This is a genomic window from Paenibacillus massiliensis 2301065 = DSM 16942, assembly GCF_000377505.1.
Taxonomy (GTDB): domain Bacteria; phylum Bacillota; class Bacilli; order Paenibacillales; family Paenibacillaceae; genus Paenibacillus; species Paenibacillus massiliensis.
On sequence record NZ_KB898185.1, the window covers coordinates 633,138 to 658,420 of the forward strand.

Genomic DNA, 25,283 nt, shown 5'->3' on the forward strand with positions numbered 1-25,283 from the left:
ATACAGAAATCCATTATAGTAATGGAGTCTGGACATGCAGGAACCATTAATGGGCTTATTTCTATTACGGAGGGAAAATATATATGAGCAAGTGGATCGATGATGAAGCTACAAAGGACTTGCGCTTGGTCCAAGGGAAGAAGGTATATCTACGCCCGGTCGAGGTCGAGGATGCGAGGATGTACTATAGCACTTTGAATGATCCAGATATGCGTAGACTGACAGGTACCCAGGCTGTCTTCTCCCTTGCACGAGTGCAGAGCTATCTGGATCGCAAAGTCACCGATACCTCATCCGTGCTGCTGTGGATCGGACTGCAGGATACAAACGAGCTGATTGGGGATATTGCCCTTCAGGATATCGACACCACGAATCGGAATGCGAATCTGCGGATTGCGATCGGCAATGCAGACCACCAGGGGAAAGGCTATGGCAGTGAAGCCATTCGGCTACTACTGGGCTATGGCTTTGGCATTTTGAATCTGCACCGCATTGAGCTGAATGTATTCAGCTATAACGATCGGGCCATTCATGTGTATGAAAAGGCAGGCTTTGTACGGGAAGGAGTGCAGCGACAAGTCCTCTATTACGATCATGCCTACCACGATTCCATCTGGATGAGCATACTTGCGGATGAATTCCGCCAACAAGGCTGAGTCCAAATACTACGAGGTCCCGAGAGCCCTGTTCTCGGGGCTTTTTTGCCCATCAAGGTTCATTTTGTACACTCCGATCCACATCCTTCACATTAGAAAAATATACTTTTGTTCACCAACCACGAAAGGCTTCACTTCCCAAACTGTATGCGCTTACATAATAATGAACATACGCTACTTCTGCTTGCATCACCACGGCTCCACATCTGATAGCAGCTGGGCGAGCATGAAATCACACGAGTGAACTCTTTTTACTCACTATTCGTCTTCATGCTACTTCTACTCTGTCTACATACCAGAAAGGAGTGACCTGCATTGACCCCTGCCTCCAAGCAAGCCGTTCATTTGCCTGCAGATGCCTCCCTCCCCGTCCCTACGCCCAAAGTCGGGAGACTCCGAGGCTTCCTGCTGGAGCTACGACGAAATCACATCCTGTTCCTGATGCTGCTACCGACCTTGATCTTCTTCTTCATTAATTCCTATCTCCCTATGGTCGGGATCTATTACGCCTTCACCCAGTTCGATTTCAATACCAGCTTGTTCAATGCTCAGTTCGTTGGTCTGCAGAACTTTCAATTTCTATGGCAATCTGGCACCTTGACCAAGCTGACGCTGAACACGGTCGGCTATAATGCCGCCTTTATTCTGCTCGGCAATACGATGGCGATCGCCTTCGCCATTATGCTCAATGAGCTGCGGACTCGCTGGTTCAAGCGTCTGGCTCAATCCGTCATGTTCCTGCCCTACTTCGTATCCTTCGTGATCCTGAGTGTCATTGTGTATAATCTTTTCAATTATGAGAGCGGATTCCTCAATACGATGCTTCAGCAGCTCGGGAGCGAGCCCGTTGACGTGTACAACAAGCCTTGGGTATGGATATTCCTGATTATCTTCTTCTACCTATGGAAGAACCTTGGCTACAGCACGGTCATCTATCTGGCAGCCATTGTCGGTATTAATGAAGAATATTATGAAGCCGCCAAAATGGATGGAGCGAATATCTGGCAGCGAGTCTGGTACATTACCGTGCCCATGCTCAAGTCCACCTTCATCGTCCTGCTACTATTCGCACTCGGCAGTATTATGAAGGGACAATTCGACCTGTTCTATCAGCTTATTGGCAACAACGGGATGCTGTACAATACGACTGACATTCTGGATACCTACGTATACCGTTCACTCAAGGTTACCTTTGATGTGGGGATGGCTACGGCCGCCGGTGTGTATCAATCTCTGTTCGGCTTCGTGCTAATCATGACCGTCAATTATATCATTCGCAAGATTAATGATGAATACGCCTTATTCTAGGAAAGGAGTTCCCTTGCCATGACTATTAAAGAGGAGCTTTCCAGTCGTATTTTCCAATGGATATCCTACTTGTTGACCCTTGCAGCAGCCATCGTCTGCCTGCTTCCCTTTCTGTTCATCCTGTCGGCATCGTTCACGAGCAATGAATCGATCATACGCGATGGCTTCCATTTCATTCCTAAAGAGTTCTCGCTGGAGGGCTACCGCACCGTGTTCACCTTCCCGGAAGAGGTCCTTCGAGCCTATGGGGTCACCGTCTTCACCACGGTTGTCGGTACGACGCTAGGTCTATTCTTCATGACGATGGCTGGCTATGTATTGGCACGCAAGGATTTCAAATATCGTAACAGCCTGTCCTTCTACATTTACTTCACAACCCTGTTTGGCGGTGGTCTTGTGCCTTGGTACATCCTGCTGACCAAATATTTGGGATTGCTGGACTCGTATGCTGTTCTCATTTTTCCGGGCCTGATGACTCCATTCCTCATCATTCTTATGAAGAACTTCATTCGTTCCTCGATGCCAGATGAGCTATTCGATTCTGCCAAGATCGATGGGGCGGGTGACTTCAAGATTTATTACAAAATTGTACTGCCACTGTCCACGCCAGGCATTGCCACCATAGGTCTGTTCCTGGCCCTTGCTTACTGGAATGACTGGTTCTTATCCTCGCTCTTCATCAATGATCCGCACAAGTACCAACTGCAGTACTATCTGTACAATGTCGTTAATTCGATGCAGTTCATTGCGCAGATGGGCGCAGGCACAGGAGTCTCTCTCTCGGCGGATATGCCGACCGAATCCACCAAGATGGCCATGGCCATCGTCGTCACTGGTCCGATCCTGCTACTGTACCCCTTCGTTCAGCGCTACTTCGTCAAGGGACTGACCATCGGTGCAGTCAAAGGATAATGGGTCGGATTACCTGTTGTATCGCCAGGTCCAAACATAACTTACGTAACCTAAGGAGGCCTTCCAATGGATTTTTTTCAATACAGCAAGCCGTATCTGCTTATACTGGTGCCAATGCTGCTCGTCCTCTTTCTGCTGAGCGGCTGCGGTGGTAGTCAAGAGCCACAGAAACCAGGTAATCCTACAGCCGTTGTCAAGGATGATATGTCCAAGAAAGTGCAGCTGCAATTCTATATGCTGGGAGATGCACCTAAGGAGCTGCCAACGATCGAAGCTGAGATTAACAAGATGGCGGAGCAGGAGCTCAATGCCACCGTCAAATTCAACTATACGACCTGGACCGATTGGGATCAGAAATACAAGCTGCTTCTATCTTCAGGCCAGCCCATTGACTTGATTTTCACAGCCGATTGGACACAATATCAATCCTATGCCAAAAAAGGGGCCTTTCTCCCTCTGGATGAGCTCCTGCCTGAAGCCGCTCCTACATTAAATTCATTCGTGCCCAAGGAGATGTGGGATGCCGTCAAGATTGATGGCAAAATCTATACCGTACCTAGCACCTTCAAGGAATATGTCACGAATGGGTTCGTCTGGCGCGAGGACCTGCGCGAGAAATACAACCTGCCAAAGCCCACGGATCTAGCCAGCTTTGAGGCTTATCTGGATGGTATCCGTCAGCATGAGCCCAATATGCGTCCCATCTCGCTCAACAGCGATGTCAAAGGCAATCTGCATGATCGCTACACAGAATTGGCCACGAAGAGCGTCGGTGCGCTTCCTTATGGCATCGGGATCAAATATGAGCAGCCCACCAAGGTATATGCCTATTGGGGCTCCGACGAGCATAAGGAAGAGCTGATTACCTACAAGCGCTGGGCCGACAAAGGCTTCATTCCGAAGAACGTTCTGAATATTAAGGATACCCTGCAGGATCAGGTGACATCAGGTAAGGCTGCCACCATCTTCGGCGACAATCCGAATCGCTTCAACGATATGGTCATCAAGCTGAAGTCCTCCCACCCGGATTGGAAGCTGGAATACTATCCATTCCCACTGACGACAGGCTATGCGACACCCGTGCACCCGATTCATAATGGGTTCGCCATTCCAAAGAGCAGCCCGAATCCTGCTCGAGCGCTGGCCTTCTATGAGAAGCTTGTGACCGACAAGCGTTACAATCTGCTGACGCAGTATGGAATTGAGGGTACAAATTACACCGTCAAGGATGGCTACTATCAAATGCTGGGGACGAGCGCAAGCAATGGCTTCCCACGCGAGGCCATGAACGGCTGGGCTTGGCGCAATCCCGAATATATGCTGTTTGATCCAAGCTTTGATAAGGTGAAGGAGATTTTTGCAGAGCTGGACACGATTCAAAAGCCTGATATCTATACTGGGTTCGCCGAGGACTACACCACCTATCAAGCTGAGAAGGCTGCCCTGGAGCAAGTGGAGAAGCAATATCTTTATCCACTGCAGGCTGGGCTTGTAGCTGATCTTAATGAAGGTCTTGAATTATTTATGCAAAAAGCCAAGCAAGCCGGACTAGAGAAGGTGCAAAGCGAGTACACCAAGCAATGGGAAGCCTATGTGCAGGAAAAGGGAATTCAATAATCCTCTCAAGTAACGCAGCTATGATAGATCGAACCGATGCTGACCAAAAATAACAGCCGTGCTACGCTCCACTTAAGGAGCTGTATTGCACGGCTGTTGTCTGTAGACTTGCTTGCCTTATACCGAGATCGGACGGGAGCGGCGATAATCTGTAGGAGTTACGCCTAGAGCACGTTTGAACATCCGGTGAAAGTAAGATGTACTGGCAAAGCCCGTTTGCATCGCAATATCCGCTACAGGCCAATCTGTCTCCAGAAGCAATTGACAGGCCTTCTCGATACGGGTTCGCTGCAGAGCATCTACGATCGTAATCATCATCTGCTGCTTGTAGATTCGACTGATATACACAGGGGAGCGATCAAGTTCCTCCGCGATCTGATTCAGACAAAAATTAGCATCCCCATAACATCTATTTATTTTCTCCTGAATCTGCTCCACCAGTCGCTCTTGCTTGGTACTTCTCTTATGCAGCAGCTGTTGCCGTACACAAGAGAATACGATTTCCACCTCCCTTTGCCATTCCGTCACCGTATCGTAGGCTTCTGGTACGGGTACCTGTGGGAATACTCCTGCCTTAAAGCCGTTCATTTCCTCGATATGACCGATCATTTGCTGTAGATTCAGCACCAACCTTGAAAGCGCTATCTGCGTTGCCGAGAACGAAGCCCCCTGCATCGCTGCAATCATTTTCTGCAACAGCGTATAGGCTTCATCGGTATGCCCTGACCTCAAGTAATCCAGCAGCTTCTTCTCCTTATCAGCAGGATAATAGTACGTATGCTGAAGTGCAGCTTGCTCCATCGCCTTTGCATCCACAATAATTCCATTACCCAGGAAATAACGTTGCTCCATCGCCTCCTGTACCTGAAGGTATAAGGTTGGTAGTTGCTGTGGCTGATTACTTACTTGACTATAAGTCGTTGATATAGATAACCGTAAATATTCAAGGCATGCCTCACGTATTTGACGCAGCACAGCTTCCAGCAGTAGCTTCGAATCGTCCCCCTGATGTGAAATCGTAGCACTCTCCATATGCAGCAGCAGAATAACCTCTGCTCCCTCCGCATCAATCGTCTCCACACGATAAGCCTGACCTCCGATCTCGGATGCAATGTTCATAATCGCGAATTTGTAGGGAAGGAGATCCGGGCCGCGCTCCTGCTGCCAGCGGAGATATTCATCAATGTGGATGAGTACGAGACGATAATCCTCATGAAATGGGAATGTAATGCCAAGCTCCATTCGTCGAGTCAGCCCCTTCTCCTCTAACATGGACTGATTGCCTCGTACCATACTCAAGAGCATGCTTTGACGAATCGTGTACATACTGTTACGTTTCTCCGATTCAAGTCTGTTCACATAGGCCAGCATACGGTTGATCGGCTTATATAGAATACGAGATATTTTCCAAGAAGCCGCGAGCCCCGCCACAGCAATCATAAAAGCAATGAACAGCATTGTATTTCGTAATGAACTAGTCGTACTAATAACGCTTTCATAAGGAGTGATACTGATATATTGCCAATGCATTTGGTCTGGTGAGGTGAACGAGATCAACGATTTCCTTCCCTGGAATTCATCAATAAAGTAGCCTGAGCTCTGCTTATAGATCTTCGTCGTTAACCAACCCCGATCGTGCTTATTTGCCTCTGTGTCTATTAGTGTCCCAGCAGACAATAGTCTCCCCTGATCATTCAGAATATAGGATTGAATAGCAGAGCTGCTATTTCCTTCTTCGGCAGCCATCCCTGTATTCATCCAGGCCGCAGATACATTAACGATAATTGCGGATTGGATCCGCTCCTCCGCATTGATTGCGTCATAGCATAGATACGTATAAGCAGCTACTCTTGAATCATCCCACTGACTCGCTCCAGCTGCTGATTCGGCAGCCGCAAGCTCCGCGGGAGGTAACACGGAGTACACTCTTGGAATTGGCGTAAAGGGCTTATACCTCTGATACTGCTTCATGATCTGCAGAATGCCTTTATCCGCCAGCTCCTCCTTGTGAAAGATGCCATTTTGTCCGCGATTAGAGGCGATGTATACGGTATTGCTTTGTGCATTATACACATAGATGGACTCAATATAAGGCATAGAGCTTAGATAGTTGTTCATTTCCGCCATAGCACCCGTGACATCATAGACTATGGGCTCCGGGTAATACAGCAACTTGGACAGTGTACTACTTCGATACATCTGAAAGGCGAGCGACTGAGCTACAGACGTCATATTATTGACCTCACGACTCCTGCGCATCAGACCAGCATGGTTCGCCTCGAAGGCTTGCTCCTGCTCAACCTGAACATAATAGAAATAATAGACTGTAGTCGATAGCACAAGGGTTAGTGTAACGCATAGGGTAATTCCGACGAGTAGCCTGCTTCGCAGGTTGCGGTACATGTAGAACGAGCTCAAGTGGACTCCCTCCCTGTCTGCATGCAGCTGATGTTTGAACTAAGTCTATTATATGTACTTTGGCTTGAACAGAATATTGTACAAATGGTATGTTTGTGTACAATTTGAATTTTTTCAGTTTTGTATTGAATTTTTATTCTTGTGGTTGTATATTTATTCAATCACTTCACAAAAACAGAATTGGAGAAACTAGCCATGACAACAATGATTAGAAATGTGACACCACATGATCTGACCCAGCTGACGGAATTGATGTATGAATACATAGTGGATTTTTACAAAAATCCTGCTCCATCCGAAGAGAAGCTTCACAGCATGGTTCATTTGTTAATGGATCAGCAGGAAGGAATTCAATTTATTGCCGAGGATCAAGGGAAGTGTGTAGGCTTCGCAACCCTATTCTTTACATTGAGTACGATGAAGGCTGATCGGATTGCGGTCATGAATGACCTTTATGTACAAGAGGCTTATCGCAATTCGGAGCTTGAGGAGAAGCTATACCAGTCCTGTGTCACGTATGCCCTAGAGCATGGTTTTGCCAATATGACGTGGATAACTGCCAGTGACAATACACGGGCACAGTCCTTTTTTCATGCAATGAACGCCCGCCAAGGCAGAGAGTGGGTCCACTTCTCCATGAATTGACGGGCGCAGCTACTTACTTTTTCAGATGGTACGGTACGGTGGTAATAATGACATTTTTCCTGTAGAGCAAGTGTGCTCTGATCAACAGACTGGACTGATTATGCAAAATATTATGCCACCCCTTCTTGGGGATGAATTGCGGGATGATCACCGTCACCTGATAGTTCGCCGAGCTAGCCTTGCGCTGCACCGTATCAATGAATTTACTCAAGGGATGAATAATGCTGCGATAAGGAGAGTACAAGGTAACCAGTCGAATGTCAGGCTGCCATTCCTTCCATTTCTTCTCGAAGACCAGCTCATCCTCCCGCTCGAACGGGACATAGACTGCAATAATCTGTTGTGGTGATAAGGACTTGGCATAATTCAATGAATTCTCGACAACATGGGTAATACCAGCCACAGGCAGTATGACCACATTCCCATCAATCGGTAATGGTGGCTCACACGTAGACAATCTGAGCTGATCAGCTACATCATCATAATGTCTGCGCACACGGTAGAACAGCCATACGATGACAGGCAGGAATATGAGCACTGGCCATACCTGGCCAAATTTGGTCAGGAAGAACATCAGAGCAACCATCAGGCTGATTAGAGCTCCTGTCGTATTGGTTATCCATTTAAGCACCCAGCCCTTGGGCTTCTCACGTAGCCATTTAAGCATCATGCCTGTCTGGGAGAGGGTGAATGGAATGAACACACCCACTGCATACAGTGGAATCAGATGCTCAGTCTGTCCCTCGAAGGCAATGATCAGAATAATAGACAAGGCACCGAGACTGATAATCCCATTCGAATAGCCAAGACGATCCCCTCGAACTGTGAACATTCGCGGAATAAATTTATCCTTGGCCAGATTAACCGCCAGCAGCGGGAAGGCCGAATACCCCGTATTGGCTGCCAGAATAAGAATGAGCGCTGTCGTACCTTGAATGAAATAGTACATAACATTCCTGCCGAAGGTCTGTTCGGCAATCTGCGATACCACAGTCACCTCCCTAAGCGGAGTCACACCATAATAGTAGGCAAGGAGCACAATACCCGAGAACAACAGGGCTAGCAATGAGCCCATTGCAAGTAGTGTCTTGGCTGCATTGTTCGGTGCCGGACTCTTGAAGTTCGGGATCGCATTCGAGATGGCCTCTACCCCTGTCAGGGCAGAGCTGCCTGATGAGAAGGCGCGTAGCAGCAAGAACAAACTGATACCCGCCACAGGCGTCCCAATATTCGCATGCATCGTTGGGTCCACCTGACCTGTGACAATACGATATAATCCTGCCCCGATCAGGATAAATAAAGCGATCACGAACAAATACACCGGATACGCAAGTACCGAAGCCGACTCCGTCACGCCCCGTAAATTCAGAATCGTGAGTAATACCACAAAGATTACCGCAATAAGCACGTTATAAGGATGTAGACTTGGAAAAGCCGAGGTAATCGCGTCCGTACCGGCTGATACACTGACCGCAACCGTCAAAATGTAATCCACCAGCAATGACCCGCCAGCTATAAGCCCTGGATATTTTCCAAGGTTCTCCTTGGAGACTACATAGGCTCCGCCCCCCTGAGGATACGCAAAAATAATCTGCCGATAGGACAGGATCAAGGCCGTCAGCAGCACGAGCACACATACTGCGATAGGAATGGAATACCAGAAGGCTGCCGTGCCCACGGTCACCAGAACAATCAGGATCTGCTCCGGTCCATAAGCCACAGAGGACAGGGCATCCGAGGACAGGATTGCGAGCGCCTTTTTCTTGTTCAGCTTCTGCTCCCCGGCTTCATGAGATTTCAAGGGTCTACCGATTAAAAAGCGTTTTAATTGAGAAAACACAAGGCTCACCGCTACTTTCTAAGAAGAATGAATCAGTTCACACATGCTTAAGCATGCGAATCTGCTCGTTGTCATAGTCTCCCCCAAGCGGCCAGGATTATCTTCGCCAGTCGGGACTTGAATAGAATATTCCTTTATACCGATGGTGTAAAACGGCGGCTAGCTTAATTTTGACAGGAATGATTTATGTAAACGGGTAAAGTTGCCTTTTTCTATTCCAAGCTCTCGATAGCTTATGAAATCATGCAATTAACCACTTCTTATCAAAAACACCGCTACCGAGCGGTAGCGGGTGATTTCATGTCCGTCTGCAGCCTATTCAGCACTTGTAACTACTTTGGAATTAGCTATTGGATTCCAGTCTCTCCATAGCCTGTAGCGGCCTGTACCTAGGCTGCCACATAGCAGAGCGCACTGCCTCCTCTACATCCTCTGGCACCTGTAATGCAACCTCATCCTCTATGGCGGCCTTGGCTACAGCTATAGCTACTGCAACCGAGACATTTTTCAGATCCTTCACCCGCGGCAGCAACGGAGCACCCTGCTTGGTTGAATCTACAGCATCCGCTACGGCATGAGCAGCGGCGGTGAACATTTTGCTGGTGAATACCTTGGCTTGAGCTACAATAGCTCCAAGTCCCAAGCCCGGAAATACGAAGGCATTGTTCGCTTGCCCAATCTCATAGATCGTCCCTTTGTAAATGACGGGCTCAAATGGACTGCCTGTCGCAATCAAGGCCTTGCCGTCCGTCCAATGGAGCAGATCCTCAGGCACCGCCTCCGCAAGCTTGGTCGGGTTAGACATGGGCATGATTACGGGACGCTCCACATGTCTGCTCATCTCCCTGATAACCTGCTCACTAAATGCACCAGATACACCGGAGGTGCCGATCAGAATAGTCGGCTTCACTTGCTTCACCACCTCCAGCAGTGATATTTTGCCGCTCGGGTCCATCGTCCAGGAACGAAGCTCTTCGGCACCTCGAATATACGGCTTCTGGAACTCCAGCACCCCCTCCGTCTCATCCGTGAGTAGTCCACGATAATCATATGCCCAGAACCGTCTCTCCGCCTCCTCCTTACTCAGCCCTTCCTTCATCAACGCATCGCGAATCTGATCCGCATTGCCGATGCCTGCAGCCCCAGGACCGAAGATAAGAATTCGCTGATCACGTAGAGGAATACCGCTAACCTGCACCCCGGATAAAATCGCTGCCAGTGTTACGGCACCAGTGCCCTGAATATCATCGTTGAAGGTCAGCATATGCGGACCGTAGCGGTTCAAGATGCTTCTGGCATGGACATGACTCATGTCCTCCCAATGCAGCAGTGCCTTCGGAAATAACCTGCGGGCTGTCTGGACATAGGCATCAATGAATTGCTCGTATTGCTCTCCACGAATTCGTTCATGCCGATTCCCGATATATAGCGGATCATGGAGCAAGGTCTGATTATTCGTCCCCGCATCCAATACAACTGGCAAGACTCGACCAGGATCGATCCCGGCAGCAGCCGTATATACAGCAAGCTTGCCGATGGCTATGTTAATGCCGCCAATGCCCCAGTCTCCAATGCCCAGTATACTTTCCGAGTCGGTAGCTACGATCAGATCTATATCGCCAGCCTCCACGCCTGTATTGTGGAATGCTTCTGCAATGCCATCCAGATTGTGAATCGACAAATACACACCGCCTGGCTTATGGTACTGGTGGCTATATTCCTGAATGGCCTGTCCTACCGTCGGTGTGTAGACAATAGGCAGCAATTCGCTAAGATGCTCACTCAACAGGCGATAATAGAGGACCACATTTCGGTTGTACAAATCATTCAGCATTATATTTTTGCGCAGATCGCTTGGCTCATTCTTCAATTGCTCATAAGCACGACTCACCTGCTCCTCGATATTCAGGACGACTGGAGGCAGGATGCCATTAAGATGCAGGGCTGACCGCTCCGCTTCCGTAAAGGCAACTCCCTTGTTCAATAACGGATTGGACAGGATATCCTTGCCTCTGAGTGGCGTTCGGAGCACACCCGTCGAATCCCGATATAATGTTTGCATATACTCATTCCTTTCTTATGTCAGCATCAGTAGTTTCAGAAAAAGCAAAGCACATGACATGCCACGGATGATGGAATATAAGTAATTAGGTTACTTAGACAGGAGTGAAGGTTAGCTTTCCCCGGAAGTCCCAGATTATTACTCCAGCACTTTTGCAATGCCCTGCTTTTTGCGCCTCAGCCTGAATAGTCTTTGAAACTACCACAACCTAGAATCAGCACAGAAAAATTCCTACTTACATACAATGAACAAGATATTTGTATTAGCTATGAAAAGGAGGGATGAGCCATTAATAGTTTCTACACACACGATGAGCTCGCTGAGCTTGGATTAGCCGAATACGGTCATAACGTATGGATTAGCCGCAAAGCTAGCATCTACGGTGCACAGCACATACGTCTAGGCAATCATGTCCGTATTGATGATTTTTGCATTTTGAGCGGAAAGATCACCCTCGGCAGTTATATTCATGTAGCTGCTTATTCTGCTTTGTACGGGGGAGATCAGGGTATATTCATCGAAGATTTTGCCAACATTTCCTCACGTGTGTCCATTTATTCGATATCTGACGATTACTCCGGCGAGACGATGACGAATCCTATGGTGCCTGAGAAGTATAAGCACGTGACCAGTGAGCCGGTACGGATTGAAAAGCATTCCCTTATCGGCAGCGGCAGCATCGTCATGCCGGGAGTCACCATCAGGGAGGGAAGCTCATTTGGCGCGTTCAGCTTTATCAAGAATGACTCCAATGAATGGTCAATCAATGCGGGAATTCCGAGCAAAGAGCTTAAAAAAAGGAGCATGCAAGCTCTTGTGCTCGAACAAAAATGGTTAGAGGAGCGCGGCGGACTTGAGTAAAAAACCAATCTATGTCTCCCGTTCCTCAATGCCGCCATTTGAGGAATATATGAATGAGATCAGACCAATGTGGGAAACGGCCTGGCTGACCAATATGGGGGCATATCATAATCGCTTTGAGCAGCAGCTTGTTGAATATTTGGATGTTGATTATATCTCTTTATTTACGAATGGGCATCTGGCACTGGAGCTAGTGCTGCAATCCATGAATCTGACAGGCGAGGTCATCACCACACCGTTCACCTTTGCCTCCACGACCCACGCGATTGTCAGGAATGGACTGACTCCAGTCTTTTGCGACGTGAACCCGGTCGATTACACCATGGATGTCAGCAGGATTGAAAGCCTGATTACCGATAAGACCTCAGCGATCTTACCCGTTCATGTGTACGGCAATATTTGCAATGTCTATGAGATCGAACGAATCGCCAAGAAATATGAGCTGAAGGTCATCTATGATGCCGCTCACGCCTTTGGGGAGAAAATTCACGGTCAGAGCGTAGGTAGATTTGGAGACGCCAGCATGTTCAGCTTTCATGCCACCAAGGTATTTCACACCATCGAGGGTGGTGCAGTTACCTTTGCTGACGAAGGGATCGGCAAGAAGCTGTATCATCTGAAAAACTTCGGGATTACGTCAGAGGAATCAGTAGAAGGAATAGGCTCCAATGCCAAAATGAATGAATTCCAGGCGGCCATGGGTATCTGTAATCTGCGGCACCTGTCTGAGGTTCTGGAGAAAAGAAAACAGATTGTAAGCCGTTATCGGGAGCGATTAGCTCATGTGAAAGGGATTCAATTGATTCGTCCCGTGGAGGGTGTGCAATCGAACTATGCTTACTTTCCGGTTGTCTTCCATCAGACGACTTTCGGATTCACCCGAAATGAAATCTATGAACGGCTCAAGAAACATCAGATCATCACCAGAAAGTATTTCTATCCTCTGACCAATACACTCGCATGCTATAATCAGCGATTTGATGTCAATGCAACTCCTGTAGCCCAAACTATTGCCAAGCGTGTGCTCACCCTGCCTCTGTATGCCGAGCTGGCAGTAGAAGATGTCGACCGGATTTGCGATATTATATTAGAAAGATAGGCGGGGAAAGCATATGATTATACATGTATACTCCATCTGCTGGAATGAGGAGAAGATGCTCCCTTTTTTCTTCAGGCATTATGATGATATCGTGGACCAATACTTTATCTTCGATAATGGCTCGACCGATCGCTCCTTATCCATCCTGGAGGCGCATCCGAAGGTAACGGTCGGTAGCTTCGAGACCAAGGAGCATTCACTCGTATTGACAGCTCTTGATCTATTCAATCAGTTCTGGAAAAACAGCATCGGCAAGGCGGACTGGATTATTGTCTGTGACGTGGATGAGCACTTATATCATACGGATCTCAGGGCCTACCTGGAGGATTGCCAGGCGCAAGGAATTACCCTGGTTACTCCCCTCGGATTCGAAATGGTGACAGATACTTTTCCGGATGAAGCAAGCAAGTTGTGCGAGACAGTTCAACACGGAGTACGACGCCACATGTATGACAAGCCGCAAATTTTCAATCCCAACGCGATTACAGAGACGAACTTTACGCCTGGTCGACATCGAGCTGCTCCTGTAGGCAATATCATTTCACCACCCACCATCGAGATCGTTCTGCTTCATTACAAGTACCTGGGCTTCGAGTATGTGAACTCCCGATTTTCGATCTTACAGCAGGGGCTACAGCATCTGGACATTGCCCATGGGTACGGAGTCCAGTACTCATGGGGCGAGCAGCAGCGATTTCAGGAATTCTCCAATCTGCTTATGAGCGCAACAAAAATTGTGTAATCAAACCATCCTGTCGCATTTGAGAGTCTAATTATTGCTGATTAATAGAAGAGGACTCCACCAACGTATAGTTGGGTCTGGAGTCCTTTACAATAAACTGCGTTAGCCAGCAATGCTCGTCATATCATTCTCTACCATCCCTTATCATGACTGTTCATGAGTGGAAGGATTGAAATGAAAAAAAAAAATATTTTTACATAAAGGTTTTTGGGAATATTTGGCGAATATGATATGTGTTAGATTTTTTACATAACCAATTTCAGTATTATAATACACAGAATAGAAAGCGCTTACTTATATGAGAAATTGGGCTATGAGAAAGGAGAATGTCGCGGCGAGTGCATAAAGGTGTGCACGGAAAGTGTGCTCAGACTGTTACAGAGGCTGCATGTCTAAAAGTGTACGGTGCTATGCAATTATTTATTAATAAGGAGATGAGATCATGATTTCACGGGTAAAAAAGACCATTTGCACGCTATTGGCCTGCGTGACGGCATTACCGCTACTATTGAGTGTACCTGCCCCTAATCCAGTGTCTGCGGCAAGTGATGCTACCATTAATTTATCAGCACAAAAGCAAGTCATTCGTGGCTTTGGCGGCATCAACCACCCTGCATGGGCTGGTGATCTGACAGCATCCCAACGTGAGACGGCTTTCGGTAATGGACAAAATCAGTTAGGCTTCTCGGTGCTGAGAATCTACGTAGACTCCAATCGCAATAACTGGAATCGCGAGGTAGCCACCGCTAAGAAGGCTATTGAAAAAGGCGCCATTGTCTTCGCTTCCCCTTGGAATCCTCCAAGCGATATGATTGAGACCTTCAATCGCAACGGTGACAGCAATGCCAAGCGGCTCAGATATGACAAGTACGCTGCTTATGCACAGCATCTTAATGATTTCGTGACTTATATGAAAAATAACGGAGTAGATCTCTATGCGATCTCGGTGCAAAACGAGCCCGACTATGCTCATGACTGGACATGGTGGACTCCGCAGGAGATTCTTCGCTTCATGAAGGAAAATGCCGGCTCCATCAATTGCAAGGTCATTGCACCCGAATCGTTCCAATATCTTAAAAATATATCGGACCCGATCCTGAATGATCCGCAGGCGCTTGCCAATATGGATATCCTCGGCGCTCATCTGTATGGAACCCAGGTCAGCAATTTTGCCTATCCCCTCTTTAAGCAAAAAGGAGCAGGCAAAGAGCTATGGATGACCGAGGTATACTATCCTAATAGTGACAATAATTCGGCAGACCGCTGGCCTGAAGCGCTGGACGTCTCCTATCACATGCATAATGCCATGGTAGAAGGCGATTTTCAAGCGTATGTATGGTGGTATATCCGCAGACAATACGGTCCTATGAAAGAAGATGGTACCATCAGCAAGCGTGGTTATAATATGGCTCATTTTTCGAAATTCGTCCGTCCTGGCTATGTGCGCGTCGATGCGACCAAGAATCCGGATACGAACGTGCATGTGTCTGCTTACAAAGGCAACAACAAAGTCGTTATCGTAGCAATCAATCGTGGGGATTCAGCCGTCAATCAGAATTTCGTCCTGCAAAATGGAAGGGCAGGTACACTATCCCGATGGATCACAGATGCCAATCGGAATATGGCATCTGAAGCCACACTCAATGCATCCAGCGGCTCATTCTATGCCCACCTGCCAGCCAGAAGCGTCACAACCTTCGTGGGCGATCTGACAAGTTCAGCTACCCTGAATCTAGATGATGCAGCTCTGACGAACACCGTGGTAGAAGATACTTATTCCAAATAAAACAATTGTACGTCGATGTACGAAGACAAATACAGCCTTCACTCCCTTATCTCAAGTGGAGTGAAGGCTGTCGTATTACGTCATACCACAAGCAGCCAGGTTATTCCAACCCTGCAGTAATTCTAGATATCTTCGCGATAGCTTCTGTTCCTTGACTACCTTCCATCTGGATGGAAACCATCCTTCTGCACATAATCCTCTATACTCCAAATACCGATTCCTGCCTTCTGGGCGTCGGATTGAATCTCCTTGAACCGGTCCACATATTTCACATTAGGGGGATAGATGTATGCGACACGGGCGTACCCTTCCTCCAGTAGCATTTCATTCAGCATACGGTCTCCAACCCAAGCATAGGCTAACAGTCGTCCATAGCGATCCCGTTCAGACACATCGAATTCAAGCGATAATTCTTCCTGCTCAAGCATACTTTTCGTATAATCCGAAGCTTCCTTCGCAAATGGCTGCACTGGCGTATTGGGCTTCACGCTTTCTGGAGTATCAATCAACAGTAAACGTACCTTCTCTTCGTTCCCTCCGATAGAGACAACGAACGTGTCACCATCTACCGCCCTGACCCATGTAGCAGGAACACGCCCACCAGCAGTCCATTTATCTGTTTCTGATCGTCCTGTTTCCTCGTGCTGCAGCGCTACACTGAATAACGAAGCTACGGCAATGATCAGCATGAAGATCAATGCCCGATAACGTTTGAACTGATGCAGCCAAATGTTAGCTGTGTTGTTCCTATTGCGGTGCATCTGTTTCCTCTGACTGTCTGTATTTCTCATCCTGTCCTGTTCCCCACTTCTCTCCACCTTTTTCTAGTATGTATGATACTACAATCAAGGGACGGTATAAACCATCCCCTGAAGATCGAGTATGTGGAGGACATTCATGGACAAGTATCACAGCCAAACAGTGCTTGCTTCGAGTTTATGCAATGACTTTCTGTTGGGCACGTATATTTTGTACACGCCTAGGATGTCTTGGACCTACGAGACTTGCTCCCTCCCCTTTTCCTGATAAAGCTGACGATCAGCAGCATGACCGGGATGATCCCGAACAAAAGGACAGATATATCCCCCAGTAGATCTCCTAACGCCAGGGTCTGATCCAAATCCTTCGGCAAATAGGAAATGATATACAGCACGGGTAGTAGAATGAACTGTATGGTCTTTATTTTCTTAATTCCAAATATATCTCGAATACCCACAGATGCGAAATAGTGCTTGAAGACATAAGTGGCAAAGATCTGTACTAACCAAAAGATAAGAAACTGGGATTCAAAGCGCTCAAAAAGAAAACCCTCCATCTCAAAGCTTCTGACCATATCAAAGGTCGGCCAAGTCCTTGCCTCAGCTCCCTCAAGAGACAGGCTCCCTATCACCATAATAATGGTAACCAGATAAATTAAGGTAACAATAGATATGCTGGTGTATACTGCTTTATTGCTATCCTTGATATTGGCCATGTATGCCGTCGTGATCAGAACAACTTCATATCCCGAATATGACAGAAACGATGGCTTGATTCCTTTTAGCACAGGCACGATACCTTGGCCTAATACCGGTCTGAGATGGTTCAATTCAAACGTCTGGCTGCTAAGTAGCATGACAAGAAGAAACAGTGCTAATGTAATCGGTAAAATAATTGCAAATACCCGTATCATCACCGTAATGCCACCCGTAATCATATAGATCCCAACCCACATGATCACCATAATGCTGGCCCAGGTCGGCGTACGATCCAGCAAATACATATCCGTAATCTCTGCCATGACCCTAATCTCAAAGGAACAAAGAATTGTAAAATACAAAATAATAAAAATCCCGAGTAAATAAGAAAGCCATTTCCCAATAATCTCGGGAATGAACTCAAATACCGTCTTTCCGGGGAATTTTCTGCACAAAAAAACCAGTAGGAGGCCTATTCCCGTAACCATCAGACCTGATAGGATTATGGAGATCCAGGCATCAGGCGTGCCCACCGCTTGGCTAATAGTCCGGGGAAGCGTCAATATTCCAGCCCCCAACATGCTGTTCATGACAACCATGACAACTCCGGATGCTTTTATTTTCGAAAAGGAACTATCCATTCATTTCACTCCACTGGAGAATTTGATAAAAGTATCCCCGGGTTCCATTATTTTTATGTGGAGTTAGTGGAGTTAGGTTCACTCAATATTCAATCTGGTATAAATACAAGGCCATTACCATTTCCCAGCTATTCGATCTTTAACCACTTGGTTAATAGTCTCTTCATATGTGATTTTGTCCAATTTATTAAGCTCATTCGTATATTCGAGCCATATCTTCTCGAAATTGCTTGTAGACTCCATGATCAGCTTAGGAAGGTACTTCATTTGCAGATCATCAGACCTCGTGATAAAGATCTGCTCTGGAGAGCCCTGAGCCAACTCAATAGACCAAGCTGGAAACCACGGGCGCTCTTCCGGTTTGGCAAATAGCTCGCTAAAGGTATTTACACCATATGCATCCAGAAGCTTTTTGTCTCCCTCGGTATATGAAAACGATGCAGCCTCTGGCTGATTCCCGGGATTATAAGCGTTACCATCCGTCAAGGTCGAATTATCACCGTAACGCGGCCAATATGCGCCAAAATAAGAGAAACCAAAGGTGCGTCTTAGCTCAGGATCATCATGATATCTACGCTGCTCGTCATTTTTATAATAGTAACGACCATTCTCGTCTACACTGTACGTTTGATCCCGAATTCCCCATTGAACAAGTACCTGGTTTTCCTCCTTTAGTAAAGTATCAAAATACTGGATAATACGGACTGGATCCTTAGCTTTGACCGAAATGCCGATCCCGTAGTTGTTCACGAAGCCTGGAGGATCTATATATTGGTCTTTGATGCCTTTGTCAAATACTATGGGTAGAGGAGCATACCGTTTATCATCAATACCTGCACTTAATAAATTTTTGTTGGCATCGCCCACCTGCCATTCGTAATTGAAATACCCCAGCACACGACCAGAGGTCAGTTTGGCTAAATACTGATCCTTATTCATAGTAAAAGATTCTGGATCAAGTAATCCCTGAGCATGGATCTCGTTCAGCTTCTGAATCCATCTTTTCTGATAGTCTGTTCCTGCTACAAGCTTTGCATCGTGAGTGTTCATATCTACAATGACGCTTCCGTCGTTAGGATAACCAGCCAGATGCATGGCCGGATTCTGCAGCGTAAAGAAGTTATTAGTAACACCTGCAAGGGAAACAAATCCGATCGTGTCGAGGCCGTCCACCTTCGGATATTTCTCCTTATAACGTTTGATTATGTCAAAATACTCATCCAGCGTAGTGATCTTCGGATAATCGAATGCTTTCAATACAGCTCGCTGAATCCAGAATGCTCCGCCACTGATGTTAGGAGATCCGATATACTCACCCATATTGGCCGTGTAAGGTAATGTATAGATAGCGCCATCCTTCTGTCTCATCTTGTCAAAATAGGGACCGTACACGCGCTTAATATTAGGACCATGCTTTTCAATCAGATCATCCAATGGAATATATGCGCCTGCACCAAGCAACTTATCCATCTCACCACTTGAGCTAATAATATCCGGGTAATCTCCGCTAGCGATCATAACACCTGCTTTGGTAGAGCTGTCACCAACCAGGTACTCCAGCTTCCAGTCTACGCCAGTCTGTTTTTGAAGCTCCTTTCCAATCGTAGTCTCGCTAGCTAATATATCTCTGTTTCCAGGTGCAAAATGATAATAGGTGAAGGTGACCGCTTGACTCTCACTTCCATCGGTGGTCGATGTGGCTGGGGTTGCCTCCTTGCTGCAACCAACAAGCATGAACAGAACGGCTAGGCAGACATTTAGTAGCTTATTTCTAAACATTTGGCTGAATCCCCCTTAGTTTTGGATATTTTTGTAAGCCCTTTCAATATAACAAGAAGCCTCATGTTCAGTGACCTAAAAAAGTATAGAACATACTTTGAAAATCTTTCAATTTTCAAAAAAAATTGCTTTCTTGATCACGAAGAACAAATTGTTTTTACAAGGCAACAAATACATTCGAATCCTTGCTCAATAAAAAAGCTCCACCAGCATGAGCTGATGAAGCCAAAATATACGATATGACTATTCATTAGGATGTCTTTAGATTGAAGATACCATTAACTCTTATTAAATAACGAATTCAAAATACCCTTCGGGAAGGCTCCCTCGGATTGTGTTCTGCGATGCTATAGATCGGATCATGCCTCAGACGCCTCAGCTGAATCAAGATAGAAACTCTGTGCGTACAGGATGAATCTGATCTCTTAATTTGAACTCATAATTACTCTCATCCACAATCCCTACTACTGCGTTGCTATCATACAGCTCCAGCATGAAACCAGCCATTTGCTTCGCGGTGTGGTACATCGGGATGTTGGCTTTAAAGTCAAAATCCTCGATACCCGTTGTGTTTTTTATCATATCTGTCTCAGTTGCACCAGGTGCCAATACTTTGGCCCTTAATTTCGCCCCCTTTACCTCAAGCTCCTTGGCAAGCCCTTCAGTCCAAGCACTGACAAAAAATTTGGTTGCAGCATATCCAACACTTGTAACGGGTACATAATATCCAAGACCCGAGGACACGTTAATCAACTGCGCTCCCTCTACATTCACATAATCACGCACATACAATAAAGTAAGGACGCTCAAGGAATTAATGTTGACATTCAGCATATCCTCGACTCTTTTCAGATCATTCTCTACTACAAGCCCGGCTACTGAAAGCCCGGCATTATTAATCCAGGTCTCAATCTGAAATTCTTTTAGGCTGTTATACAGGTCATGAGCCTGTTCTACCACAGCAAGGTCACTTGAACGAACTACTACATCCACATTGGGATACGATTGTTGAATCGCTGATCGTAATTCTTCAAGCTTATCCAGTCTTCTCGCTACCAAAACCAAATGCTTGCCACGTGCAGCAAATGCAAATGCAGTCTCATATCCGATACCTGAGCTTGCCCCAGTAATCACTGTGTACTTCATAATATTAGCCCCTCCTAAATGCAGATCACAAACTGGTGTAGCATAGTAATTCATCTTTCTAGAACGATCGTTCACTTTCGAGTTGAATAGGTTAAATTTAACTTGCTTTAGAATATCAATTCTAGAACGATAAGTAAAGAATTATTTTAGGCTATTTTTTGCATGCGCCCGGGTACAAACTCTTCTCTCAACTGAATTGACAAAAGAACTTGTACCTAGATGTCGCCCTCTTGGACCGATGATGTTAAAGTCAGTTAATCTAACACAGACAAAGTCACATCAAGAATATTCTTTAGCTTTTGATAATCATTCGTTGTCTTGACCATCGTCCGCAGCCCCAACCAGGCATTCAGGATATAATGAGATAGCGTTTGGGCATCAATCATAGCCTTAACCTCACCCGAATGCTGCCCTTTCCGAATAAGGTTAGCGAACAATTCTTCAGTGGCTAGATGACTCTCTTTTACAAAGGCTGCAACCTCAGGGTCTAACAGAACTAGCTCGATACCCGAATTTACGAGAAAACAGCCTGGGGGAGCTTCCTGATTACTAAATGTCGTGAACTCCACTATTTTCCGAATCGTTTCTTTCACTGGCAACTCTTCTGCAATAATAGAATTGATGCTTCTTTTTTGGCCCTCCTCATAACGCGTAAGGGATTTCATAAACAAGTCATGCTTGTCCCCAAAGGTATCATAAATACTTTTACGATGGATACCCATGAAGTTCACTAAATCCTGCATTGAAGTCTTTTCATAGCCTTGTGCCCAGAATAGCTGTATTGCTTTATCTAGTACCTCATTAATTTCGAATTCTTTGGACCTTGCCATTGTAGTCACCTCGGATTACATTATACATGAACTCATGAATGGACAAAACGTATTTAACTGATTCCATCCCTCGCCCTATTACTCCACTAATCTGTACTCCCCTAAAATCGCTAAAATCGGCAATAAGGTACTTCTGATGCCAGTGTATGGCAGGAAAAGCCACGAGCTGGATGCTTCGTAATCTCGTTCGCCTTCATTTGTCAGAGACAGGTGAGCACATTCGAATCCAGCCTTATTTTGCGCGCGGGCTAGATTACGTAGCAGGGGCCATAGATACGATATACGGTGAGGCTTCACTGGCGTGGCGGAAGAAATCTGACCGAATATACGAGGTCCATATACATCTTCCGATCGGTATGAAATGTACATTCAATGATGAACTATCTTATCAAATGCTCTCCAGCAGGATGGAATCGAGTCACCTAACAGGACATATCCATTGGGTATACGAATTTCAAGATATGGTATAACGACGAAGCGGCCTATTCCCGATATGATCGGAAGTAGGCCGCTTCGCTTTGTCTCTTTACTCTCTACTCTTTACTCTTTAATCTCTACTCTTTTAACCGCATCATTCCTGAACAGCCAATAGCTTCTGTAGAGCTTCCAATGTAATGGAGGTCGAAGGCTGAAATGCGTGACTCTCCATATACGCCATCAGACTGTCTCTTAGGGCCCGGGCGACGGTCCGATCAGCCAGTTGATGCTGGAGGTCCATGCCGCACACAAGCAGTGAGCCCTTCCCCACTTGATATTCAAATAGATTGGCTAGCCTACGGTTATGATAGAAATTTGGGATGACCTGTACGATGGGATTGAAGGGGTACGGCTCCTCGAAGGCAATGGAGACGGAACGGTCTAATAAATCCCTCCATGGGTGCTCGGCGTACTCCCTGGAAGGAAACGATTGCAGTGATGGATGATGCTTCTCGATGTATACCCCACAAGGATGATCGGTAGTAAAATGAACCGGGCTCCAGAACACCGGATGAAATTTTCCTGGTACAGCATTCTTCAATCCGCTGTCTGAAGCCAGAAACAGTACCTTCTGCCCTGCTTTCAACCGTTCCACCGCCTCAGAGCTCAGTACGGTAGTCACATGTATGCGACCAGAATCTGATACATTCCCATCTGTACTGTACAGGAGACTGTTCTCCTCCTCTTTGTCCTTGTCCTTGTCTTTGTCCTTGTCTTCCTCCTTGTATATCCAGATTGGCCATTCATTCATCACATCGGAATTCCCCCACTGTACAGACACCGTCAGTCTGGTGTTTTCTGTAATTTTTCGGACTGCATCCGTAGTGAATTTTCCAAGTGGAATGCCTGCTCCAATAGGTATAGATCCACAAGGGATAGAGCCTTGGTCCAGCACATGATCGCTCTCGTTTTTCAGCAGCCAGTGAATGTCCGCAGCAGGTAGCTCGCAGGGACCGAATTGTGCGATCTCCACCTGTGCCTCAAATACCTCCCTATCGCTATAGATACGTTTGGGCATTCGTAGCAGGAGAACAACCGGTCCGCAGAAGCGACGAAACAGCTCAGGCTCTATCAAGCCCTTGGACTGCCAAAATGCATTGAGAATACCGACCGTTGCTGTGCTTTGGCCAGGAAAATCATGCAAATCCAGCAGCTGAAATCCGCCAAGGTCCGGTGTGCGCAGAGCCGCCTCGATCTCATCGCGATAGAGCTGAAGTGCCAGCATGCCAGAGCCTCTAACCCACTTTTGGACATCGCCAATCAGCCCTTTGCGCTCTAGGTCCGCTTGGATAACCTCCAGATTGACCGGCCTTAATGCTCCGGTATATCGTCCAATCTCTGTAACATCTGGATACACCGCGTATTGCCCTATCTCATGTGTGATGACAGGGACGTCCCTCAAGGCAGTCGCCGCTTGAAAGTCAAGCTCTGTGGATTCTGTCAGCTCGGTCAGGAAATACTGTCCTCTAGCACCTATGCCATCCACCGACTGTGCTATGAATATATCGTCTGTTCCATCCACAGGCCGATCCCAATTGGTAGTTAGCGTATAGACTCGGCGCTGATCCGTTGCTTTGAGCTCATTAACGATACGGCGCAGTAGTGCAAAATCGCCATTTAATTCATTGCCGTTACTATATACACAGAAGGACGGATGATTGCCATATGCATTCAGCAGCCTTCTCGCCTCCAGCGGTAAATACTCATAATGCTCAGTGTGTTCGCCTACAGGCATGTTCCATGTATCCATCCACATCGGCGCCTCTGCCTGTACATAGATGCCCAATTGATCCGCAGCATCAAAGGCTGCCTTCGGGGGACACCAGGAATGGAAACGAATATGATTCAAGCCATAATCCTTGATGGTCTGAAGCAATGAGACCCAGGAAGCCAGCTCCATCGGAGGATGACCGGTTAACGGGAAAATACAGCACTCCAGCGTCCCTCTCAAAAAAACTCGGCGCCCATTCACTTCCAGGTGCTTACCAACCTGGCGAAATGAGCGCATTCCGAATGTATAGTGCTGCTCACTGCTCATGATCTTCTCGCCGTCATTAGCCTGAAGCGTCAGCCTCAGATTATACAGATTGGGCACGAACTCATCCCATAGCAAAGCATCCATTCCCATATCATAGTTGATCACAAAAGATAGTCCGGTTAATGGTGGAACTACATAGCTGTACATACTTGACGGTATCTGATGTGGCCTTGCTCCCTGCTTAATGGATGCTTCTATATTCAATTCAACCTCAGCCATGGTATCCCATTCATTCTCCAAGACACCCATAACCGTTAGCTGTCGGTTGTCCACATCGGGAAATAACTGCACATGGCGAATGAAGATACGCTCCTGCGCGCGAATTTCCAGCTTCCCGATCATCCCGTTCCAGATCGTCTGCGTCTCATCTGTATAGGCACTTGGCGATGTCCCCAGCTGATGCATATCCCTGTTATCAATCCGTAGAATGATACTATTCGACTCCCCGGCAGTGACCAGATTCGTAATATCAAATTCATGAGGGGTCGAGAGACTGTCCTGGCGCCCCGCCAACTGACCATTGACCCACAAAGAAGATTCCCACATGACACGTTCCAGATGTAAGGTCATTCGTTTACCTTCCCAATCGTCCGGGAGCTTCACATGATGTTGATACCAGGCTACTCCGACATACCGATAGCGCTGCCGCAGCGAACGGATCGTGTCCGCGTCCATGAGATCACTCCAGACCTCCACCTCTCCCACTTGATTCGTAGTCAGGGTACCAGGTAATGTTACTTGCCCCTGCTGCTTCTCATCCCATGAAAGATACCACTGCCCCTGCTCGCCTATATCTGCATAGTCCAATATATAAGCCCATTGCCCATCTAAGGAAATAACCGCACAATCATGCTGTGTAGTCAAATGCATATAGAACATCCCTTCCTCTCAGCAGCTTTTGACAATATAGCGATCATCTATTGTGCTGTGTGTACTTCTGATTGTAAGATAGGATAGATCGGAAAGGAA

19 protein-coding genes are annotated in these 25,283 nt (G+C 46.8%); 10 read left to right on the forward strand and 9 right to left on the reverse strand.

The window, feature by feature from the left end; genetic code table 11:
* Window positions 1-83 precede the first annotated feature (83 nt).
* From D328_RS0102815 to D328_RS0102830, 4 genes are all read left to right on the forward strand, one after another.
* Window positions 84-656 (forward strand): GNAT family N-acetyltransferase, encoded by a 573-nt coding sequence (locus D328_RS0102815; protein WP_018883433.1) that lies wholly within the window; start codon window positions 84-86, stop codon window positions 654-656.
* Window positions 657-1,097: 441 nt separating this feature from the next.
* The gene (locus tag D328_RS0102820) at window positions 1,098-1,964 is read left to right on the forward strand and encodes an ABC transporter permease (protein ID WP_154658954.1); all 867 of its coding nucleotides are present in this window, start codon (window positions 1,098-1,100) and stop codon (window positions 1,962-1,964) included.
* Between the two features lie 18 nt (window positions 1,965-1,982).
* The gene (locus D328_RS0102825) at window positions 1,983-2,876 is read left to right on the forward strand and encodes a carbohydrate ABC transporter permease (RefSeq protein ID WP_018883435.1); all 894 of its coding nucleotides are present in this window, start codon (window positions 1,983-1,985) and stop codon (window positions 2,874-2,876) included.
* Window positions 2,877-2,990: 114 nt separating this feature from the next.
* Entirely contained in the window at window positions 2,991-4,493 is a 1,503-nt protein-coding gene (locus D328_RS0102830; protein ID WP_407667779.1) for an extracellular solute-binding protein, read from the forward strand.
* Window positions 4,494-4,610: 117 nt separating this feature from the next.
* Here the strand turns inward: D328_RS0102830 and D328_RS0102835 are convergent, their stop codons facing one another.
* Window positions 4,611-6,911, reverse strand: coding sequence for a helix-turn-helix domain-containing protein (locus D328_RS0102835; RefSeq protein WP_018883437.1), 2,301 nt, complete (start codon window positions 6,909-6,911; stop codon window positions 4,611-4,613).
* Window positions 6,912-7,106: 195 nt separating this feature from the next.
* Here D328_RS0102835 and D328_RS0102840 point away from each other — a divergent pair, with 195 nt between their 5' ends.
* The gene (locus tag D328_RS0102840) at window positions 7,107-7,556 is read left to right on the forward strand and encodes a GNAT family N-acetyltransferase (protein WP_018883438.1); all 450 of its coding nucleotides are present in this window, start codon (window positions 7,107-7,109) and stop codon (window positions 7,554-7,556) included.
* A 13-nt stretch (window positions 7,557-7,569) separates the two neighbouring features.
* Here D328_RS0102840 and D328_RS0102845 read toward each other — a convergent pair whose 3' ends face one another.
* Both D328_RS0102845 and D328_RS0102850 read right to left on the reverse strand, forming a co-directional pair.
* A complete protein-coding gene (locus tag D328_RS0102845) occupies window positions 7,570-9,396 on the reverse strand; it encodes an APC family permease (RefSeq protein ID WP_026280978.1) in 1,827 nt (608 codons plus the stop codon).
* A 343-nt stretch (window positions 9,397-9,739) separates the two neighbouring features.
* A complete protein-coding gene (locus tag D328_RS0102850) occupies window positions 9,740-11,458 on the reverse strand; it encodes an NAD-dependent malic enzyme (protein WP_018883440.1) in 1,719 nt (572 codons plus the stop codon).
* Between the two features lie 435 nt (window positions 11,459-11,893).
* Here D328_RS0102850 and D328_RS0102855 point away from each other — a divergent pair, with 435 nt between their 5' ends.
* From D328_RS0102855 to D328_RS0102870, 4 genes are all read left to right on the forward strand, one after another.
* A complete protein-coding gene (locus D328_RS0102855; protein ID WP_018883441.1) occupies window positions 11,894-12,319 on the forward strand; it encodes an acyltransferase in 426 nt (141 codons plus the stop codon).
* Complete coding sequence (locus tag D328_RS0102860) at window positions 12,312-13,418, forward strand: DegT/DnrJ/EryC1/StrS family aminotransferase (protein ID WP_018883442.1); 1,107 nt, start codon at window positions 12,312-12,314, stop codon at window positions 13,416-13,418. Before D328_RS0102855 ends, D328_RS0102860 begins: the two co-directional genes overlap by 8 nt.
* 13 nt (window positions 13,419-13,431) lie before the next feature.
* Window positions 13,432-14,160, forward strand: coding sequence for a glycosyltransferase family 2 protein (locus D328_RS0102865; protein ID WP_018883443.1), 729 nt, complete (start codon window positions 13,432-13,434; stop codon window positions 14,158-14,160).
* 442 nt (window positions 14,161-14,602) lie between these two features.
* Entirely contained in the window at window positions 14,603-15,946 is a 1,344-nt protein-coding gene (locus D328_RS0102870) for a glycoside hydrolase family 30 beta sandwich domain-containing protein (protein WP_018883444.1), read from the forward strand.
* A gap of 155 nt (window positions 15,947-16,101) precedes the next feature.
* Here D328_RS0102870 and D328_RS28230 read toward each other — a convergent pair whose 3' ends face one another.
* The 5 genes from D328_RS28230 to D328_RS0102895 all read right to left on the reverse strand — a co-directional run bounded on the left by D328_RS28230 (window position 16,102) and on the right by D328_RS0102895 (window position 21,799).
* Window positions 16,102-16,707 (reverse strand): thermonuclease family protein, encoded by a 606-nt coding sequence (locus tag D328_RS28230; RefSeq protein ID WP_233426143.1) that lies wholly within the window; start codon window positions 16,705-16,707, stop codon window positions 16,102-16,104.
* 218 nt (window positions 16,708-16,925) lie between these two features.
* Window positions 16,926-18,044, reverse strand: coding sequence for a GerAB/ArcD/ProY family transporter (locus tag D328_RS0102880; RefSeq protein WP_018883446.1), 1,119 nt, complete (start codon window positions 18,042-18,044; stop codon window positions 16,926-16,928).
* 114 nt (window positions 18,045-18,158) lie between these two features.
* Window positions 18,159-19,823: an extracellular solute-binding protein gene (locus D328_RS0102885; protein WP_018883447.1), complete on the reverse strand. Its 1,665-nt coding sequence runs from the start codon at window positions 19,821-19,823 to the stop codon at window positions 18,159-18,161.
* A 384-nt stretch (window positions 19,824-20,207) separates the two neighbouring features.
* The gene (locus D328_RS0102890; RefSeq protein WP_018883448.1) at window positions 20,208-20,969 is read right to left on the reverse strand and encodes an SDR family NAD(P)-dependent oxidoreductase; all 762 of its coding nucleotides are present in this window, start codon (window positions 20,967-20,969) and stop codon (window positions 20,208-20,210) included.
* Between the two features lie 254 nt (window positions 20,970-21,223).
* Window positions 21,224-21,799, reverse strand: coding sequence for a TetR/AcrR family transcriptional regulator (locus D328_RS0102895; protein WP_018883449.1), 576 nt, complete (start codon window positions 21,797-21,799; stop codon window positions 21,224-21,226).
* Between the two features lie 146 nt (window positions 21,800-21,945).
* Between D328_RS0102895 and D328_RS0102900 the strand changes: the two genes are divergently transcribed.
* Window positions 21,946-22,269, forward strand: coding sequence for an alpha-L-rhamnosidase C-terminal domain-containing protein (locus D328_RS0102900; protein ID WP_154658937.1), 324 nt, complete (start codon window positions 21,946-21,948; stop codon window positions 22,267-22,269).
* A 101-nt stretch (window positions 22,270-22,370) separates the two neighbouring features.
* Here the strand turns inward: D328_RS0102900 and D328_RS0102905 are convergent, their stop codons facing one another.
* Window positions 22,371-25,184 (reverse strand): glycoside hydrolase family 2, encoded by a 2,814-nt coding sequence (locus D328_RS0102905; RefSeq protein ID WP_018883451.1) that lies wholly within the window; start codon window positions 25,182-25,184, stop codon window positions 22,371-22,373.
* Window positions 25,185-25,283 lie beyond the last annotated feature (99 nt).

What these genes read in the sequence shown, in the direction of transcription:
- D328_RS0102830 (WP_407667779.1), top strand. Translation starts at nt 2,991, where the DNA reads ATGCTGCTCGTCCTCTTTCTGCTGAGCGGCTGCGGTGGTAGTCAAGAG.
- D328_RS0102890 (WP_018883448.1), bottom strand. Translation starts at nt 20,969, where the DNA reads ATGAAGTACACAGTGATTACTGGGGCAAGCTCAGGTATCGGATATGAG.
- D328_RS0102850 (WP_018883440.1), bottom strand. Translation starts at nt 11,458, where the DNA reads ATGCAAACATTATATCGGGATTCGACGGGTGTGCTCCGAACGCCACTC.
- D328_RS0102895 (WP_018883449.1), bottom strand. Translation starts at nt 21,799, where the DNA reads ATGGCAAGGTCCAAAGAATTCGAAATTAATGAGGTACTAGATAAAGCA.
- D328_RS0102880 (WP_018883446.1), bottom strand. Translation starts at nt 18,044, where the DNA reads ATGGATAGTTCCTTTTCGAAAATAAAAGCATCCGGAGTTGTCATGGTT.
- D328_RS28230 (WP_233426143.1), bottom strand. Translation starts at nt 16,707, where the DNA reads ATGCACCGCAATAGGAACAACACAGCTAACATTTGGCTGCATCAGTTC.
- D328_RS0102840 (WP_018883438.1), top strand. Translation starts at nt 7,107, where the DNA reads ATGACAACAATGATTAGAAATGTGACACCACATGATCTGACCCAGCTG.
- D328_RS0102825 (WP_018883435.1), top strand. Translation starts at nt 1,983, where the DNA reads ATGACTATTAAAGAGGAGCTTTCCAGTCGTATTTTCCAATGGATATCC.
- D328_RS0102870 (WP_018883444.1), top strand. Translation starts at nt 14,603, where the DNA reads ATGATTTCACGGGTAAAAAAGACCATTTGCACGCTATTGGCCTGCGTG.
- D328_RS0102820 (WP_154658954.1), top strand. Translation starts at nt 1,098, where the DNA reads ATGCTGCTACCGACCTTGATCTTCTTCTTCATTAATTCCTATCTCCCT.
- D328_RS0102815 (WP_018883433.1), top strand. Translation starts at nt 84, where the DNA reads ATGAGCAAGTGGATCGATGATGAAGCTACAAAGGACTTGCGCTTGGTC.
- D328_RS0102865 (WP_018883443.1), top strand. Translation starts at nt 13,432, where the DNA reads ATGATTATACATGTATACTCCATCTGCTGGAATGAGGAGAAGATGCTC.
- D328_RS0102885 (WP_018883447.1), bottom strand. Translation starts at nt 19,823, where the DNA reads ATGTTTAGAAATAAGCTACTAAATGTCTGCCTAGCCGTTCTGTTCATG.
- D328_RS0102900 (WP_154658937.1), top strand. Translation starts at nt 21,946, where the DNA reads ATGGCAGGAAAAGCCACGAGCTGGATGCTTCGTAATCTCGTTCGCCTT.
- D328_RS0102905 (WP_018883451.1), bottom strand. Translation starts at nt 25,184, where the DNA reads ATGCATTTGACTACACAGCATGATTGTGCGGTTATTTCCTTAGATGGG.